Origin of the sequence: Pelagerythrobacter marensis (assembly GCF_001028625.1) — a bacterium.
Lineage (GTDB): Bacteria > Pseudomonadota > Alphaproteobacteria > Sphingomonadales > Sphingomonadaceae > Pelagerythrobacter > Pelagerythrobacter marensis.
Map to the genome: position 1 here is coordinate 547,513 of NZ_CP011805.1, position 15,862 is coordinate 563,374.

The window sequence follows — 15,862 nt, forward strand, 5'->3', positions numbered from 1 at the left end:
GTTCATAAAAATGCGAAGTAATCTGAACGCCTGCTGTCTCGCCAGTTCAGCGCCGTCTCACCGCCGACACTTTACAACAGTCCTCGTAGCCCGGAGCAATCCCGTTCCGGCCAGCGAGGAAAGAGCTATGAAGACCATTACCAAAGCCCTGGTCGGAACCGTCGCGGCAGGCGCGATGGCGATGACTTCCGCCGCCCCCGCTATGGCGCGGGATCATGACGACGGGATCGACGCCGGCGATGTCATCGCCGGGGCCGTGATCATCGGCGGCATTGCCGCCCTGGCCGGTGCATTCGACGGGGACGATCGGCGCGACCGCTATCGTGACCGCCGCGGATATCGCCAGGGCGCTCGTGGAGCGGTTCAGCGGTGTGTGGCTGCGGTCGAACGCGATGCTCGCCGTTCCGGCTATCGCAATGTCAACGTGACCGAAATTCGCGATGTCGATCGCAAGCGCGACCACTTGCGCGTACGCGGGCGTCTGGTGGTCGATGGACGCTACGACCGGCGCGGCTATGGCCGTTATGACCGCAATCGGGGCTACGATCAGGGCAAGTTCACCTGCCGTATCAATCGCGGGCGGGTTTACGACATCGATTACAGCGGCGTCCGCGGCCTTCGCTAGGATGGCGCTGGGCACCAGAGCCACTGGCCGGGCGGTTCAGCATGGGGACATGCCGGATCGCCCAGTCTGTGGTACAACGCCCGCTTGGGCTGATTTCTTGTAACAGGTTCAAACGTATGGTTCGTCACGGAAAATTGTCCACTGCCTTCGCCGGCCTCGCTTCGCTGTCGCTGGCCGCAACGCCTGTCGCAGCGGCGGAATTGCCGGCGCCGACCACGGGTGGACCTGTGCAAGCGGATCCGGCCTGGAGCGATGCGAGCGTGACAGCCGAACGGTCGCGTCGCCATCATTACCGTGATCGCTATCGGCATCGCCACCACCGCAACCGCGGGATTGATGCTGGTGACGTGATCGCCGGCGTTCTGATCCTGGGCGGTATCGCCGCGGTGGCAAGCGCGATCGACAACGACCGGAATGAACCGCGGCGCGGTTATCGCGGGCCGGTTCGCGTGGATCGCAGCAACGGGCTGGACCGGGCGGCTCAGATGTGCGTGGCGGAAATCGAACGCGATGCGCGCGTGGCCTCGGTCGATGGAGTCGACCGCACGCCCCGCGGGTGGCAAGTCAATGGCGCGCTGTACGATGGTGAAGGCTTTACCTGCCACATCGGCAACGATGGCCGGATCGACGATATCGATTATGGCCGGCGCGGGGTGACTTATCGCACGCAGGCCAGTGACGCCCAGTATGGCGACGATGTCTATTCGGCTGCCTGGAACAGCGTGGACAGCGGGCCTGCTTCGTCGGTTCGCCCGGCCTATCCCGGCGGCCCCCTTCCGGGTGAAGCGGGTTACGACGACTACTGATCGCGCAGGGCGGCGCGTGAAAGCCTAGCCTTCGTCGCCGGCCTTGCCGATCTTGCGCCGGCGTTCGCGCTCGCGATAGCCGGGCAGGGCCAGCTGCCACTGGATCGCGGCACCACGCAGGGCGAACCCGGCGATCCAGGCGCCGCCCCAGATCCATGCCAGCGCAAAACCGGCCACGCTGCCGATAACCGTCAGCCCTGCTGAAAGCGCCGCTGCAGTGACGTAGAGTTCGGGCCGCATGATGATCGAGGGCACGCCCGCGATCACGTCGCGCACGACACCGCCTGCGCACCCCGTCACGACGCCCAGCACCGCCGCAGGCACGGGATCGACCCCGAACGCAAGGGCCTTGGCCGCGCCGAGGACGGCAAAGGCGGCAAGCCCGGCCGCGTCGGCCCATTCCAGCAGGCTCCCCTCCCACCACCGGCGCGGGGTGAACCAGGCGACCAGCGCGGTGCCGAACACCACCAGCGACACCCACGGATCGCGCAGCCAGAAGGCAGGCGCGCCGATCAGCATGTCGCGCAGCGAACCACCGCCCACGCCGGTCACCAGCGCGAAAAAGGCCATGGTGACGAACGTCTGCCGCAGGCGCGCGGCGAGCAGAGCGCCGGTCAGCGCAAAGATCGCAGTGCCCGCAAGATCGAGCATCGGAGGCAGGGCCGGGGTGGCGGTGAACATGGCGCCCGTCCTTAGACATCTTTCCGCGCAGAGGAAACGCTTGAGCGGCAAGGCATAAATCTAAACTTACAGCGAAGTTGAAGTTCCAAGGCAAAAAGGCATCGAAACCGTCGGCCGGCGGGACCCGAGGGGCACCGGCGGCCGCCTGTGCCTCAGCCGTGAAGAACCTCGCCGATCGCCTTGGCTGCCGCGATGCAGCCCAGATCGTGCCAGCGCGGCCCGATCACTTGCATCCCGCAGGGCAGCCTGCCGCTTTCGCCGATAGGCAGCACGGTCGATGGCAGATTGGGAAATGTCGCGATGCCGGCCCAGGCCAGCGCTGCGCCTGCGTTTTCCTCGCGCCCGTTGATCGTCAGCGTGCCGTCGAACACGCGCCCCTCGCTATGCGGCAGGGCCAGCACCGGGGCGGGCGGGGCGAGCACGAAATCGTACGTTTCGAACAGCCGGCGCCAGGCGCTTTCGTTGCGCGCCTGATCATCGAGCAGGTCGAACCAGTCGGTCGCGTTCGCGCGCTTGCCATCGGGCCCGGGCATCCCGCGAGCGAGCGCGATGTTCAGCATCTTCATATAGCTGCCCTGCTGCGCGGCCAGATCGGGGAGGACATCGCACGACCGGTCGATACGGACGCCTGCCGCCTCCAGCGACGCGGCTGCCGCCTCGATCGGGCCGCGCACGGCATCGTCCACCGGGCTGCCGGGATAATCGGTCAGCAACAGCATCCGGCACCCGGCCAGCGGCTGGATCTGTTCGGGCAGGGCGACGGTGGCGGTAAGGCGAAGCAGCAGGGCAAGGTCGTCGGCATTGCGGGCGATCGGACCCGCGACGCCGAGCGCAACCTCTGCCCGTTCGTCCTGGCCCAGCATCGGGTGGACCTGCCCCCGCGTGGGCACGACGCCCCAACTCGTCTTGTGGCCCCAGACGCCGCAGAAATGGGCCGGTACGCGGACCGATCCGCCAATGTCTGATCCATAGTCGCACGGCACCATGCCGCTCGCCACGGCAGCCGCCGCCCCGCCCGACGATCCGCCGGGGGTGCGCGTCGTATCGTGCGGATTGCGCGTGCGCCCGTAAACCGGGTTGCGCGACTGCCAATCCGCCAGATCGGGCGGCACGTTGGTCTTGCCAACGAAGATCGCACCTGCGGCCTTGAGCCGTTCGACGACGAACGCATCGCGGCGGGCGATGTTGTCGGCGAACCGTTCGTGGCCCCAGCAGGTGGGCAGGCCGGCGATGTCGAAACTTTCCTTGATCGTCATCGGCACGCCGAACAGCGGTCGATCGTCACCCGGCACCTGCCCGTCGAGCGCTTCGGCAGCGGTGCGCGCACGTTCGAAATCGCACACGACGACCGCGTCGATCTGCATGTCGCGATCCTCGATCCGCGCGATCGCCGCTTCCACCGCCTCGCGCGGTGACAGGTCACCCGCGCGAATCTGCGCCGCCAGCGCGATTGCTCCTGGCTGGTCGGTCAGTGTCGGATATGCCAATTGCCGCTCCTTCTATGCATCGCCTTTGTAAAGGGCCGAGTGGAGCGGTCAACGCGGATCGCCGCTCCGCGAATTGAGGGAAGCGGCGTCGCGATGTGAAGAACAGCTATTGATTGCGATCGATAATTTCCTGGCCGTTCTTTCCAAATTCCTCTTTCAGGATAAGCTCCCACAGGGGCATGGCGTTGTCGGAATTCGACAGGATGACGATGCCCTCGTTCGCGTTGGGCCAGCCCAGCGCAAGCGCGCGTATACCGGGATCCGAACCCGTGTGCTGGATCGCACGGCTTCCGTCCGCCAGATCGAGCAGCACCTGCCAGCCGAGACCGAACGCGCTGGCAGCATCGACGCGGACCTGCGGGGCGAACATTTCCCCCGCCAGCCGAGAGCCCAGGCCGCCGCCGTTCATGACGAAGGCGAGGAAGCGCGCATAATCGCCCGCCGTCGTCATCAGGCTGGCCCCCGCGTTCGCTTCCTGGCTGGGGCGTGTCGCTATCGGCGCGCCGCTGGCATCGTATCGCGTGGCCACTCTCGCCCCGGCGCCGACCGGAGACATGAAGCTGCTGTCCCGCATCCCCGCCGGCTGGAACACGTGCTCTTGCGCGAGGGATTCGAAGGACCGTCCGGTCTTGCGCTCGATCGCCTGTCTCAGCCACTCGAAGCCTTCGCCGGAATAGCGATAGGCGGTGCCCGGTTCCGATACGAAGCGAAGCGTGCTATCGGCATCGGGGTCGAGATAGCGCCAGTTGGGCAATCCGCTGGTATGGCTCAGCACCATCCTGGGGGTAACCCGTGCGGCCCAAGGATGGTCGGCAATGTCGGGGTCGACATGGAATTCGGCCAGAGGTCCGTCGAGGTCCAGCAGATCCAGGCTCGCCAGCCTCAGGGCCAGCATGGCCGAGACCGGCTTCGACAGCGAGGCGACGCCGTAAATCGTGTCGGCGGCTGCCGCCCGTTCGGCCGATGCCTGGCCGAAACTGCGCACCTCGCTAACGACGCCGTCGCGCACGACGGCCACGCTCAGTGCCTGTATCCCGTGTGCCGCAAGAGCATATTCGGCTTCATCGCGCCCGTCGAAGCCGGCGGCAAGCACGTCTGCCTCGAGGCGGCCGTTCTCGCCGGGATTGAGGTGATCCCATGAAAGCGCGGTCTTGAGCTTCCATCCCTCGTCGGTGAGCAGCCAGACATGGGTGAAGCGCGCCCGGTTGGTGAGCCGCAGTGGCTTGTCGTGCTCGCGGATGTAGAACTCGTGCTGCCCGCGCTGGATCGCGCCATAGTGGTGTCCGTCGCGGTAGAGCGGGTATATTTCGATACTCTCGTCGACGCGCTTGCGCAGCGGTTTGGCAGGGCCGTCGTGGCAGATGTTCGCTTTCACGGGCGCGATAAACGCGTCCCTTCCGCGGTTGATGCCCGCCTGGTCGTGATACATCTCCACGTCCGGCAGCAATATGTCGTGCAAGGCGGCCAGATCGCACTCGTTGAACGCTCGTTCGAACAGGATGTCGTCCGCGGCGAAAATCTGGTCGCGCAGTTCTTCGCGGCTCGTGGGCGCGGCAAAGACGGCCCCTTGCGCCAAGACGGGGGAGACAGATCCACTGATCGCGCCGAGGGCCATCGCCGCGGCCACTAAAATTCGCGTCAATCCCGCCTCCCCTGAGTGCTCCACTGTATTGTAACGATGATACAGTGGAGCGGGGGCGGGTCAACCGTGTTAAATGTGGATCGGCTTGCCCTGAACCGCCATCGCCGCTTCCTTGACCGCTTCCGAATGGGTCGGATGCGCGTGGCAGGTGTAGGCGATATCCTCGCTGGTCGCGCCGAATTCCATCGCCTGCGCGGCCTGGGCTATCATCGTGCCGGCAACGCTGGCGATGCACCACACGCCCAGGACCCGGTCGGTTTCCGCATCGGCGATGACTTTGACGAAACCGTCCGGCTCGTGATTGGTCTTGGCGCGGCTGTTGGCCATCATCGGGAACTTGCCGACCTTGACCTCGCCGCGTTCCTTCGCCTGTTCCTCGGTCAGGCCGACGCCGGCGATTTCCGGCCACGTGTAGACGACGCTGGGGATCACGTCGTGGTTCACGATCCCCGTCTGCCCGGCGATGTTTTCCGCCACGGCGATGCCTTCATCTTCGGCCTTGTGCGCCAGCATCGGGCCGGGGATCACGTCGCCAATGGCCCAGACGCCATCGACCGCGGTGCGGAATTCGTGATCGGTTTCGATCTGGCCGCGCTCGTTCGTCTTCAGCCCGATGGCATCGAGGCCCAGACCATCGGTGTTGGGCCTGCGCCCGATCGACACCAGCACGCAATCCGCCTCGATCGTTTCGGCATCGCCGCCCTGCGCGGGTTCGACCGTCAGCGTCGCTTTCTTGCCCTTGACCGAACAGCCGGTGACCTTGTGCGAGAGCTTCAGCTCCATGCCCTGCTTCTTGAAGATCTTGCCCGCTTCCTTGCGCACGTCGCCGTCCATTCCGGGCAGCAGCTGGTCGAGGAACTCGACCACGGTGACTTCCGCGCCGAGCCTGCGCCAGACGGAGCCAAGCTCCAGCCCGATCACGCCGCCGCCGATGACGACCATCTTCTGCGGCACTTTGGGCAGTTCCAGCGCGCCGGTGCTGTCGACCACGACGCCCTTGGCATTGTCCACTTCGACATTGGGCAGGGGCGTGACGGACGATCCGGTGGCGATAACGACGTTCTTCGCCGTCACCGTCTCCTCGCCGATTTTCACGGTATGCGCATCCTGGAAGGTGGCATGGCCGTTCTTCCAGTCGATCTTGTTCTTCTTGAACAGGAAGGCGACGCCCTTGGTCAGCCCTTCCACCGCATCGCGGCGCTGGCCGTGCATGGTATCGAGGTTGAGCTTGGGCGACACCTCGATACCCATGTCGGCCATCGAACCGTTGCTGGCGGCGTCGAAATATTCGGAAGCGTGGAGCATCGCCTTGGACGGGATGCAGCCGACGTTGAGGCAGGTGCCGCCCAGCGTGTCGCGGCTTTCGGCGCAGGCGGTCTTGAGCCCCAGCTGCGCGGCGCGGATCGCCGCGACATAACCGCCGGGCCCGGCACCGATGACGAGGACGTCGTAGTCGTATTCAGCCATATGAGGTCTCGTTCTTCCTGAAGCTGTCTATCGCGGCGACGTTCTTCGCGCTCGCGGAGGTGAAGGTAATGACATGGGCGAAGCGCCTGCCATCTGCGCTGCCGCTGGCCGCGCCGCTCTTGCCGTGCGTGGCGACGCGATCAATGCGAATTGCTTGCGACCTGTCGGCAATGGCCGCTTCGATCGCCCGCGCACCGGTTACCCGATCGCCCGCAGGCGGGTCCCAGACTGTATTCTCGTCCAGCAGATCGCCGCACCAGGGGCCACCCTCCAGCGCAATCGCAAGGTCCTCGACGGCCTTGTTCTTGGGAGAGTTGCCACAATCGGCGGAGCGGGTCAGCTGGGTCATGACAGTTTTACAAATCGATCAGCATCCGCGTCGGATCTTCGATCGCTTCCTTCATGATCTTGAGCGCGGTGACGGCCTCGCGCCCGTCGATCAGGCGGTGATCGTAACTGAGCGCGATGTACATCATCGGGCGGATTTCGACTTTGCCGTCGATCGCGACCGGGCGATCCTCGATCCGGTGCAGGCCCAGCACCGCGCTTTGCGGCGGGTTGATGATCGGGGTCGACATCAGCGATCCGAACACGCCGCCGTTGGAAATCGTGAAAGTTCCGCCCTTCATGTCCTCCATCGTCAGCGTGCCGTCGCGCGCACGCTTGCCGAAGTCGGCGATGTCTTTTTCGATCTGCGCGAAGCCCTTGGCCTGGGCATCGCGGATCACCGGGACGACCAGCCCGTTGGGCGCGCTGACGGCGACCGAGATATCGACATAGTCGTGATAGACGATTTCCTCGCCTTCGATGTAGGCGTTGACCGAAGGCACATCCTTCAGCGCGAGGCAGGCGGCCTTGGCGAAGAAGCCCATGAAGCCGAGCTTGATGTCGTGCTTCTTGGCGAACAGTTCCTTGTACTTCTCGCGCGCTTCGATCACCGCGCTCATGTCGACATCGTTGAACGTCGTCAGCAGCGCGGCGTTTTCCTGCGCGCCCTTCAACCGCTTGGCGATCGTCTGGCGCATCCGCGTCATCTTCACGCGTTCTTCGCGCCGTTCGCCGGTCGGGGCAGGCGCGGCGGCCGCTTTGGCCTGATCCGGCGCGGTATCTTCGATCGTGCCGGTGCCCGACTTCTTCGCCTGGGCTGCGGCCAGCACGTCTTCCTTGGTCAGGCGGCCATCCTTGCCGGTGCCCTTGATCGTGCTGGGGTCGACCCCGTGTTCCAGCACAGCACGGCGCACCGCGGGCGACAGGGTCTGGGCATCGCCGGTCGGCGCATCTTTCGCCGCCGCCGGTGCCTTGTCCTGTTCCCGCGGGGCGACCTTGGTGCTTTCGCCCGCGGCCACGTCGTCTTCGACCGTCGCGATAACCGCGCCGACTTCGACCGTATCGCCGACTTCCGCCTTCAGCTCGCCGATCACGCCAGCGACCGGGGAGGGGACCTCGACTGCGACCTTGTCGGTTTCAAGGCTGGCAATCGGTTCGTCGACTTTCACCGGGTCGCCGGGCTTCTTCAGCCATTCGCCGATGGTGCCTTCGGTGACCGATTCACCCAGGGTGGGGACTTTGATTTCGCTGGCCATATTTCGCGTTCCTCAAGCCTTCTTCTTGCCGGCAGTCTTGCCGCCTCGCGCGGCCTCGCCGCCATCGTTGAGACCCAACGCCATCGAAACGAGGCAACGCTGCTGCTCCTCGTGCCGTTTGGCAAGGCCGGTTGCGGGAGAGGCGGCAACTTCGCGGCCCGCATAGCGGGGGCGCATGCCGTCATGTCCGGCGGCGGAAAGCGCTTCCTCGATCTGGCATTCGACGAAGAACCAGGCACCGTTGTTCTTGGGTTCTTCCTGGCACCAGATCACTTCTTCCAGGTTGGTCATCCGCCCCAGACGCACCGCCAGCGGCTCGCCCGGGAAGGGGTAGAGCTGTTCGATCCGCACGATCGAAACATCGTCCAGCCCGGCCTCGTCGCGCGCTTCGATCAGATCGTAAGCAACCTTGCCGCTGCACAGCACGAGGCGCCGGATCTTCTTGTCTTCGATATCCGTCGTATCGCTGACGATGCGGCGGAAATGGCTTTCGCCGCGGAATTCTTCCGCCGCGCTCTTGGCCATCGGATGGCGCAACAGCGACTTGGGGGTCATGATGACCAGCGGCTTGCGGAACGAACGCTTCATCTGCCGGCGCAGGACGTGGAAATAGTTGGCCGGCACGGTGATGTTGCACACGCAGATATTGTCGTTCGCGCACAGTTGCAGGAACCGTTCGAGCCGGGCGGAGGAGTGTTCGGGCCCCTGGCCTTCGTATCCGTGCGGCAGCAGCAGAACCAGGCCATTGGCGCGCAGCCACTTGACCTCGCCGCTGGCGATATACTGATCGATCATGATCTGCGCGCCATTGGCGAAATCGCCAAATTGCGCTTCCCACAGGACCAGTGTTTTCGGATCGGCCATCGCGAACCCGTATTCGAAGCCGAGAACGCCATATTCGCTCAGCGGGCTGTCGTAGACTTCGAACTTGCCATGCGGCAGCTGGGTCAGCGGGATGTACTTGTGCTCGTCCGTCTGGTCGATCCACACCGCGTGCCGCTGGCTGAACGTGCCGCGGCCCGAATCCTGGCCCGACAGACGCACGCCATAACCTTCGGTCACGAGACTGCCGAATGCGAGCGCTTCCGCCGTCGCCCAGTCGAACCCTTCGCCGGTGTCGAACATCTTGCGCTTGGCATCCAGCACGCGGCCCAGCGTGCGGTGGATCGTCAGATCTTCGGGCACATCGGTCAGCGTGCGACCGAGGCTGTCGAACAGCTTGTCCGAAACCGCGGTTTCGATATTGCGCCGTGCGGTTTCCGGGTCGGCCGGCTTGTTCAGCCCGGCCCAGCGCCCGCCGAACCAGTCGGCTTCGTTCGGCTTGTAGCTCTTGGCCGCTTCGAACTCGTCTTCCAGCTCGGTGACGAAATCGGCGGCGAGGCGGTCGCGCTCGTTACCGTCGATCACGCCTTCTTCCACCAGCCGGGCGGCATAGATTTCGCTGACCTTGGGATGCCCCTTGATCGCATCGTACATCAGCGGCTGGGTGAACTTGGGCTCATCACCCTCGTTATGGCCGAACCGGCGATAGCACCACATGTCGATCACGATATCGCGGCCGAAGCGCTGGCGATATTCGACTGCCAGCTTGCAGGCGAACGTCACCGCTTCGGGATCGTCGCCGTTGACATGCAGGATCGGCGCCTGAACACCCTTCGCCACATCGGACGGGTAGGGGGAAGAGCGCGCGAACTGCGGGCTGGTGGTGAAGCCGATCTGGTTGTTGATGACGAAGTGGATGCAGCCGCCGGTATTGTATCCGCGGACCCCGGAAAAGCCGAGGCATTCCCACACGATGCCCTGGCCGGCAAAGGCCGCATCGCCGTGGATCAGCACGGGCAGGACCTGCTCGTGCTTCTTCAGGTCGTCGCGGATCGCCTGCTGTGCGCGGGTCTTGCCCAGGACCACCGGGTCCACCGCTTCCAGGTGGCTGGGGTTGGGAACCAGCGACATGTGCACGTCGATCCCGTCGAATTCGCGATCGGTGCTGGTGCCGAGGTGATACTTGACGTCGCCCGATCCGCCCACATCCTCCGGATTGGCGCTGCCGCCGGAAAATTCGTGGAAGATCACCTTGTAGGGCTTGCCCATGACGTTCGCGAGCACGTTCAGCCGGCCGCGGTGGGCCATGCCGTAGATGATCTCGCGCACGCCGGACTGGCCGCCGTACTTGATCACCGCTTCCAGCGCGGGGATCATCGATTCCCCGCCGTCGAGGCCGAAACGCTTGGTGCCGACGTATTTCTTGGCGAGGAACGCCTCGTACTGTTCGCCGCGAACGACGGCGGCCAGGATCGCGCGCTTGCCTTCCGGCGTGAACTGGATGACGTCTTCGGGCCCCTCGAACTTTTCCTGCAGGAAACGCCGTTCCTCGACATCGGCGATGTGCATGTATTCGAGGCCGACCTTGCCGCAGTAATTCGCGCGCAGCAGCTCGGCCAGTTCGCCGACCTTGACCCATTCGCGGCCCAGCAGGCCGCCAACGAAGACTTCCTTGTCTTCCTGCCCGTCGAAACCGTGCCATTCGAGACGCAGATCCTCGGGCAGCTCGCGGTTGCCCAGGCCCAGCGGGTCGAGGTCGGCCGCCATGTGGCCGCGCACGCGATAGAGCCGGATCAGCAGCATGGCGCGGATCGAATCCGACGCCGCTTCCTCGATCGCCTTGGGATCGGTCGCCTTGCCCGCTTTCTCCGCCGCGGCCTTGACCGCGATCTTCATCGCGGTGGGGTCCAGCGCCTGGGTCAGGTCGCCTTCGGCATCGATCCCGGTCAACGGCCAGCGCGGGTTGCCCCAGCTCGGCCCCGGCTGCGGCCCGTCCTGGCCGGCCAGTTCGGGGAGGAAATCGTGGTTTTCGTTACCCATTTCTATCTCCGTGAGCCCCCGCGAAGGCGGGGGTCTCAGGCTGCCGGCGCATGGCTACAATTCGGCTGCAAGGTCGCGCCACTCCGGGTTCATTTCGGCGATCCGAGCCACTTTCCACGCGCGATTCCATTTCTTCATCTGCCGTTCGAACGAGCGGGCATCGTGAATGTTCTCGAATTCCGCAAACCAGACCAGCCGGTGGCAGTTATACCGTTTCGAAAAACTCGATACTGCGCCTGATCGGTGCTGTTCGACACGTCTCGGCAGATCGTCGGTGACTCCGATATACAGGACGCCCATCGGCTTGTTGGTGAGGATATAGACACAGCCTGGCTTCAAGCCTCCCGGCTTCCCACGAAGACGGAAGTCTCAGGCAGAGGGCCGCGCGCCAGCGGCACGAGGTCCCCGCCTTCGCGGGGACTCACGATGCGCATCGCGATCACGCGAGTTCCTTCAGCATCGCGTCGAGCGTGGTGCCGAGTTCGCTGGGCGAGGGGGAAACGCGGATGCCCGCCTTCTCCATCGCGGCGATCTTGTCGTCTGCGCCGCCCTGGCCGCCGGAGACGATCGCGCCGGCGTGGCCCATGCGGCGGCCCGGAGGGGCCGTGCGGCCGGCGATGAAGCCGACCATCGGTTTCTTGCGGCCCTTCTTCGCCTGGTCGGCGATGAATTCGGCCGCTTCTTCTTCGGCCGAGCCGCCGATTTCGCCGATCATGATGATCGACTTGGTTTCATCGTCGGACAGGAACAGGTCGAGCACGTCGATGAAGTTGGTGCCGTTGACCGGGTCGCCGCCGATGCCGACCGCGGTGGTCTGGCCCAGGCCGACCTGCGTGGTCTGGTGCACGGCCTCGTAAGTCAGCGTGCCGGAGCGCGACACGACGCCGACCGAACCCTTCTTGAAGATCGAACCGGGCATGATGCCGATCTTGCATTCGCCGGGGGTCAGCACGCCGGGGCAGTTGGGGCCGATCAGGCGGCTCTTGCTGCCTTCCAGCGCGCGCTTGACGCGAACCATGTCGAGCACCGGGATGCCTTCGGTGATGGCGACGATCAGTTCCATCTCCGCGTCGATCGATTCCAGGATCGAGTCCGCGGCGAACGGCGGCGGCACGTAGATGCAGCTCGCGGTCGCGCCGGTCGCGGCACGGGCCTCGGCCACGGTGTTGTAGACCGGCAGACCGATATGTTCGGTGCCGCCTTTGCCCGGCGTCACGCCCGCAACCATCTGCGTCCCGTAATCGAGGGCCTGCTGCGTGTGGAACGTGCCGGTGTCACCCGTCATGCCCTGGGTGATGACCTTGGTGTTCTTGTCGACGAGGATGCTCATATCTCTGTCCCTATTTGTGAGTCCCCGCGACGGCGGGGACCTCGTTCAGCCAAGTCGGACGCTGCCGACTGAGGTCCCCGCCTTCGCGGGGACTCACGAATTACTTCAGGCTCTCGTCGATGCCCTTGCACGCTTCGAGCAGTTCCTTGACCGCGTCCACGCTGACCTGGAAGCCCTTCTTCGCTTCGTCGTCCAGTTCGATCTCCACGATCCGTTCCACGCCGTTGGCGCCGATCACGATCGGGACGCCGACATAGAGGCCGTCGACGCCGTACTGCCCGGTCAGGTGCGCGGCGCAGGGCAGGACGCGCTTCTTGTCCTTGAGGTAGCTTTCCGCCATCTGGATCGCGCTGGTGGCGGGCGCGTAGTAGGCGCTGCCGTTGCCGAGGAGCTGGACGATCTCGCCGCCGCCGCTGCGGGTGCGCTGAACGATCGCGTCCATCTTTTCCTGGGTGGACCAGCCCATCTTGATCAGATCAGGCACGGGAATGCCGGCGACGGTCGAATATTCGAGGATCGGAACCATCGTATCGCCGTGCCCACCGAGCACGAAGGCGGTGACGTCTTCCATCGAAACGTCGAATTCCTCGGCGAGGAAGTGGCGGAAGCGCGCGCTGTCGAGCACGCCGGCCATGCCGACCACCTTGTTATGCGGCAGGCCGCTGAATTCGCGCAGGGCCCAGACCATCGCGTCCAGTGGGTTGGTGATGCAGATCACGAAAGCGTCGGGGCAGTTGTTCTTGATGCCTTCGCCGACCGCCTTCATCACCTTGAGGTTGATGCCGAGCAGGTCGTCGCGGCTCATCCCCGGCTTGCGCGGCACGCCGGCGGTCACGATCACTACGTCGGATCCGGCGATATCCTTGTAATCGCTCGTGCCCTTGAGGTTCGCGTCGAACCCTTCGACCGGGCCGGCCTGGCTGAGGTCCAGCGCCTTGCCCGCGGGCATCCCTTCGGCAATGTCGAACAGGACGACGTCGCCCATTTCCTTCATCGCTGCGAGGTGGGCGAGAGTGCCGCCGATCATGCCGGCGCCGACGAGGGCGATCTTTTTGCGGGCCATGGTTGTGCTGTGTGTCCTTCACGATGCGCGGGACAGCCGATGCCTGGCCGTTGAGCGCGCAGCCCCCTGTCCCGCGGGAAGGCCGCGCCTGGCCAACGGCAAGCGACCTAGGCCGCTGAAAAAACGATTGCAACCCGTGAAGATGCCGGAGGGACAACTATCTTTGCAACTGGTTTTCAATTGCAATAGCAGCCGGGATTCGTGGCCGTCAGCCTGGCGCAGCCGCGGCGGAAGTTTACAACCCGATTTGCCTGACAACACGGGCGAGGTGCCGATCGGTTCCCCGTGGCTCGTGAGAGAGCGCACCCCCGATCAGATCGCGATCCGTTGCGCCGGTTCCTCGTCGCGTTCCTGCGCCAGCAGCATTGCGGCGAGATAATCGGGCACGGCGCGGCTGAAGTAATAGCCCTGGCCCAGCGTACACCCTGCATCGCGCACGGCGGTCACCTGCTCGATCGTTTCCAGCCCTTCGGCGACGATTTCCATGTCGAGCTGGGCACCCATTTCCGCGACCGCGCGAATGATCGCTTCCGTCCGGTTCGAAACCTCGGGACCGGAAACGAAGCTGCGATCGACCTTGATCTTGCTGAACGGGTACTTGTTGACATAGGCGAGCGAGGAATAGCCGGTTCCGAAATCGTCGAGCGCGAAGCGCACGCCGCGCGACGACAGCTCGCTGATAAAGGCATCGGTCGCTTCGCTGTCGTCGAGGAACAGGCTTTCGGTCACTTCCAGTTCCAGGCGGGTCGGGTCGAGCCGGGCCTCGCGCAGGGCGTTCACGATCCCCAGCGCGGCGCCCGGCGCCTTGATCTGCAAGGATGACAGATTGACCGCAATGGTCACATCGTCGGGCCACTGCGCCGCCGCTTTGGCCGCCTGCGCCGTGATCCAGTTGCCCAGCGTCACGATAACCCCGGTTTCCTCCGCCACGGGAATGAATTCGTCGGGGCGCATTTCGCCCTTCTGCGGGTGGAACCAGCGGACCAGCGCCTCGAACGTGCGGATGCGGCCCGTGGCAAGATCCACGATCGGCTGGAAGAAGATCGACAGTTCGTTCTTCTGGATCGCACTGCGCAGTTCCGCCTCGATCTCGCGCCGCCGCGCCAGGTCGCGGCTCATCGAACTGTCGAAGAAGCAGGTCTGACGCCGGCCGTTGACCTTGGCGTGGTAGAGCGCAAGATCGGCCGCCTGCATCACGCTGTCGGCGTCGGGCCCGTCTTCGGGCAGCACCGCCACGCCCAGCGAGGCGCCGATTTCCAGCCGCTCGCCGTCGATCCGCACCGGACGCATGATCTCGGCATGGACCTCGCTCGCCAGCCGCATGCAGTCGGCCCGGCTCTCGATCTCGCAGAACACGATGAATTCATCGCCGCCGAAGCGGGCAACGGTCGCGCCCGCCGGGGTGATTTCCTGGAGCCGCCGGGCCACGGTCTGCAACACACGGTCGCCGACCGGGTGGCCCAGCAGATCGTTCACTTCCTTGAACCGGTCGAGGTCGATCCAGATCATGCCCATCATTTGATCGGGATCGATCTCCATCAGCTTTTCGACGATTTCGTGATTCAGGCCGGCGCGGTTGGCCAGCCCGGTCACGGTATCGGTGCGGGCGAGTTGCTGCATCTTGGTCGCCAGCCGGGCGCTGGTTTCGGCGGCGGCGATGTTGTCGCGCAGCAGATGAAACACGCTCATCGTGATCGACGCCATCGCCGGCACCATCAGCAGGATGGTGATTGCGAACACCACGAAAGGCAGCGACCCGAGATAGAGGCAGGCGAGGCTGATCGGCACGCACACCAGCACGAGCTGGCCGATGGCGATAACCGGGCGTCCGGCATTGCGGGCGCAGATTGCGATGCCGTATCCAATCGCATTGGCGGCCATCATCACTTCGGCGGCTGGATCGACTTCCATCACCAGCGTGGCGGCAGTGGCAGTGCCCAGCAGCAGCGCATAAGTGAAGGCGCCGATTTCGTAGATCTTTTCCAGCGTGCTGGTGCTCGCGTCGCTGTCCGGGGATATCAGGAATGCCAGCGTGACGCGGATGGCGGCCACGATGCAGAGCGCGGCGCCCAGCCCGAGCATGACCATCGAACTGCTCATATACGCGACGACCAGCGCGCAGACGATGCCGCTGGCCGCCCCGGCTGCCAGGCTGCTGGGCTGTGTATAAAGGGTGCGAACGAGTGTCCGGCGAACGCGTTCGGATAACGCATCGCCTTTCTGGAAATAGGACAAGGTCCTGGTGACCTTCCCCCTGGGTTCGCGGCTCGCCATGACATGGGCGATAGCCGAAAGTGGTCACTGCATAGTTAAGAA

Annotated in this window: 13 protein-coding genes; 2 read left to right on the forward strand and 11 right to left on the reverse strand. The window is 64.8% G+C overall.

Annotated features, from left to right (window positions below):
- Positions 1-127 precede the first annotated feature (127 nt).
- Both AM2010_RS02655 and AM2010_RS02660 read left to right on the forward strand, forming a co-directional pair.
- Positions 128-625 carry a hypothetical protein gene (locus AM2010_RS02655; RefSeq protein WP_047805760.1) on the forward strand — a complete coding sequence of 166 codons (498 nt, stop codon included), beginning with the start codon at positions 128-130 and terminating at the stop codon, positions 623-625.
- Between the two features lie 134 nt (positions 626-759).
- Positions 760-1,431, forward strand: coding sequence for a hypothetical protein (locus AM2010_RS02660; protein WP_150115218.1), 672 nt, complete (start codon positions 760-762; stop codon positions 1,429-1,431).
- 24 nt (positions 1,432-1,455) lie between these two features.
- On the opposite strand, the gene AM2010_RS02665 is transcribed toward AM2010_RS02660, so the two are convergent.
- The 11 genes from AM2010_RS02665 to AM2010_RS02715 form a co-directional block, all read right to left on the reverse strand.
- Entirely contained in the window at positions 1,456-2,112 is a 657-nt protein-coding gene (locus tag AM2010_RS02665; protein WP_047805761.1) for a trimeric intracellular cation channel family protein, read from the reverse strand.
- A gap of 152 nt (positions 2,113-2,264) precedes the next feature.
- Positions 2,265-3,599: an amidase family protein gene (locus AM2010_RS02670; protein WP_047805762.1), complete on the reverse strand. Its 1,335-nt coding sequence runs from the start codon at positions 3,597-3,599 to the stop codon at positions 2,265-2,267.
- Positions 3,600-3,705: 106 nt separating this feature from the next.
- A complete protein-coding gene (locus tag AM2010_RS02675; protein ID WP_150115219.1) occupies positions 3,706-5,241 on the reverse strand; it encodes a serine hydrolase domain-containing protein in 1,536 nt (511 codons plus the stop codon).
- Between the two features lie 69 nt (positions 5,242-5,310).
- Positions 5,311-6,708 carry a dihydrolipoyl dehydrogenase gene (gene lpdA / locus AM2010_RS02680; protein WP_047805764.1) on the reverse strand — a complete coding sequence of 466 codons (1,398 nt, stop codon included), beginning with the start codon at positions 6,706-6,708 and terminating at the stop codon, positions 5,311-5,313.
- Entirely contained in the window at positions 6,701-7,057 is a 357-nt protein-coding gene (locus AM2010_RS02685; protein WP_047805765.1) for a hypothetical protein, read from the reverse strand. Before AM2010_RS02685 ends, lpdA begins: the two co-directional genes overlap by 8 nt.
- Before the next feature lie 7 nt (positions 7,058-7,064).
- Positions 7,065-8,291, reverse strand: coding sequence for a 2-oxoglutarate dehydrogenase complex dihydrolipoyllysine-residue succinyltransferase (gene odhB, locus AM2010_RS02690; RefSeq protein WP_047805766.1), 1,227 nt, complete (start codon positions 8,289-8,291; stop codon positions 7,065-7,067).
- Between the two features lie 12 nt (positions 8,292-8,303).
- Positions 8,304-11,153, reverse strand: coding sequence for a 2-oxoglutarate dehydrogenase E1 component (locus AM2010_RS02695; protein WP_047805767.1), 2,850 nt, complete (start codon positions 11,151-11,153; stop codon positions 8,304-8,306).
- A 54-nt stretch (positions 11,154-11,207) separates the two neighbouring features.
- Positions 11,208-11,492 carry a GIY-YIG nuclease family protein gene (locus AM2010_RS02700; RefSeq protein WP_082132780.1) on the reverse strand — a complete coding sequence of 95 codons (285 nt, stop codon included), beginning with the start codon at positions 11,490-11,492 and terminating at the stop codon, positions 11,208-11,210.
- 100 nt (positions 11,493-11,592) lie between these two features.
- A complete protein-coding gene (gene sucD / locus AM2010_RS02705; protein ID WP_047805769.1) occupies positions 11,593-12,483 on the reverse strand; it encodes a succinate--CoA ligase subunit alpha in 891 nt (296 codons plus the stop codon).
- Positions 12,484-12,583: 100 nt separating this feature from the next.
- Positions 12,584-13,546 carry a malate dehydrogenase gene (gene mdh / locus AM2010_RS02710; protein ID WP_047805770.1) on the reverse strand — a complete coding sequence of 321 codons (963 nt, stop codon included), beginning with the start codon at positions 13,544-13,546 and terminating at the stop codon, positions 12,584-12,586.
- A 312-nt stretch (positions 13,547-13,858) separates the two neighbouring features.
- Positions 13,859-15,820 carry a putative bifunctional diguanylate cyclase/phosphodiesterase gene (locus tag AM2010_RS02715; RefSeq protein WP_053043877.1) on the reverse strand — a complete coding sequence of 654 codons (1,962 nt, stop codon included), beginning with the start codon at positions 15,818-15,820 and terminating at the stop codon, positions 13,859-13,861.
- Between the last annotated feature and the right edge of the window lie 42 nt (positions 15,821-15,862).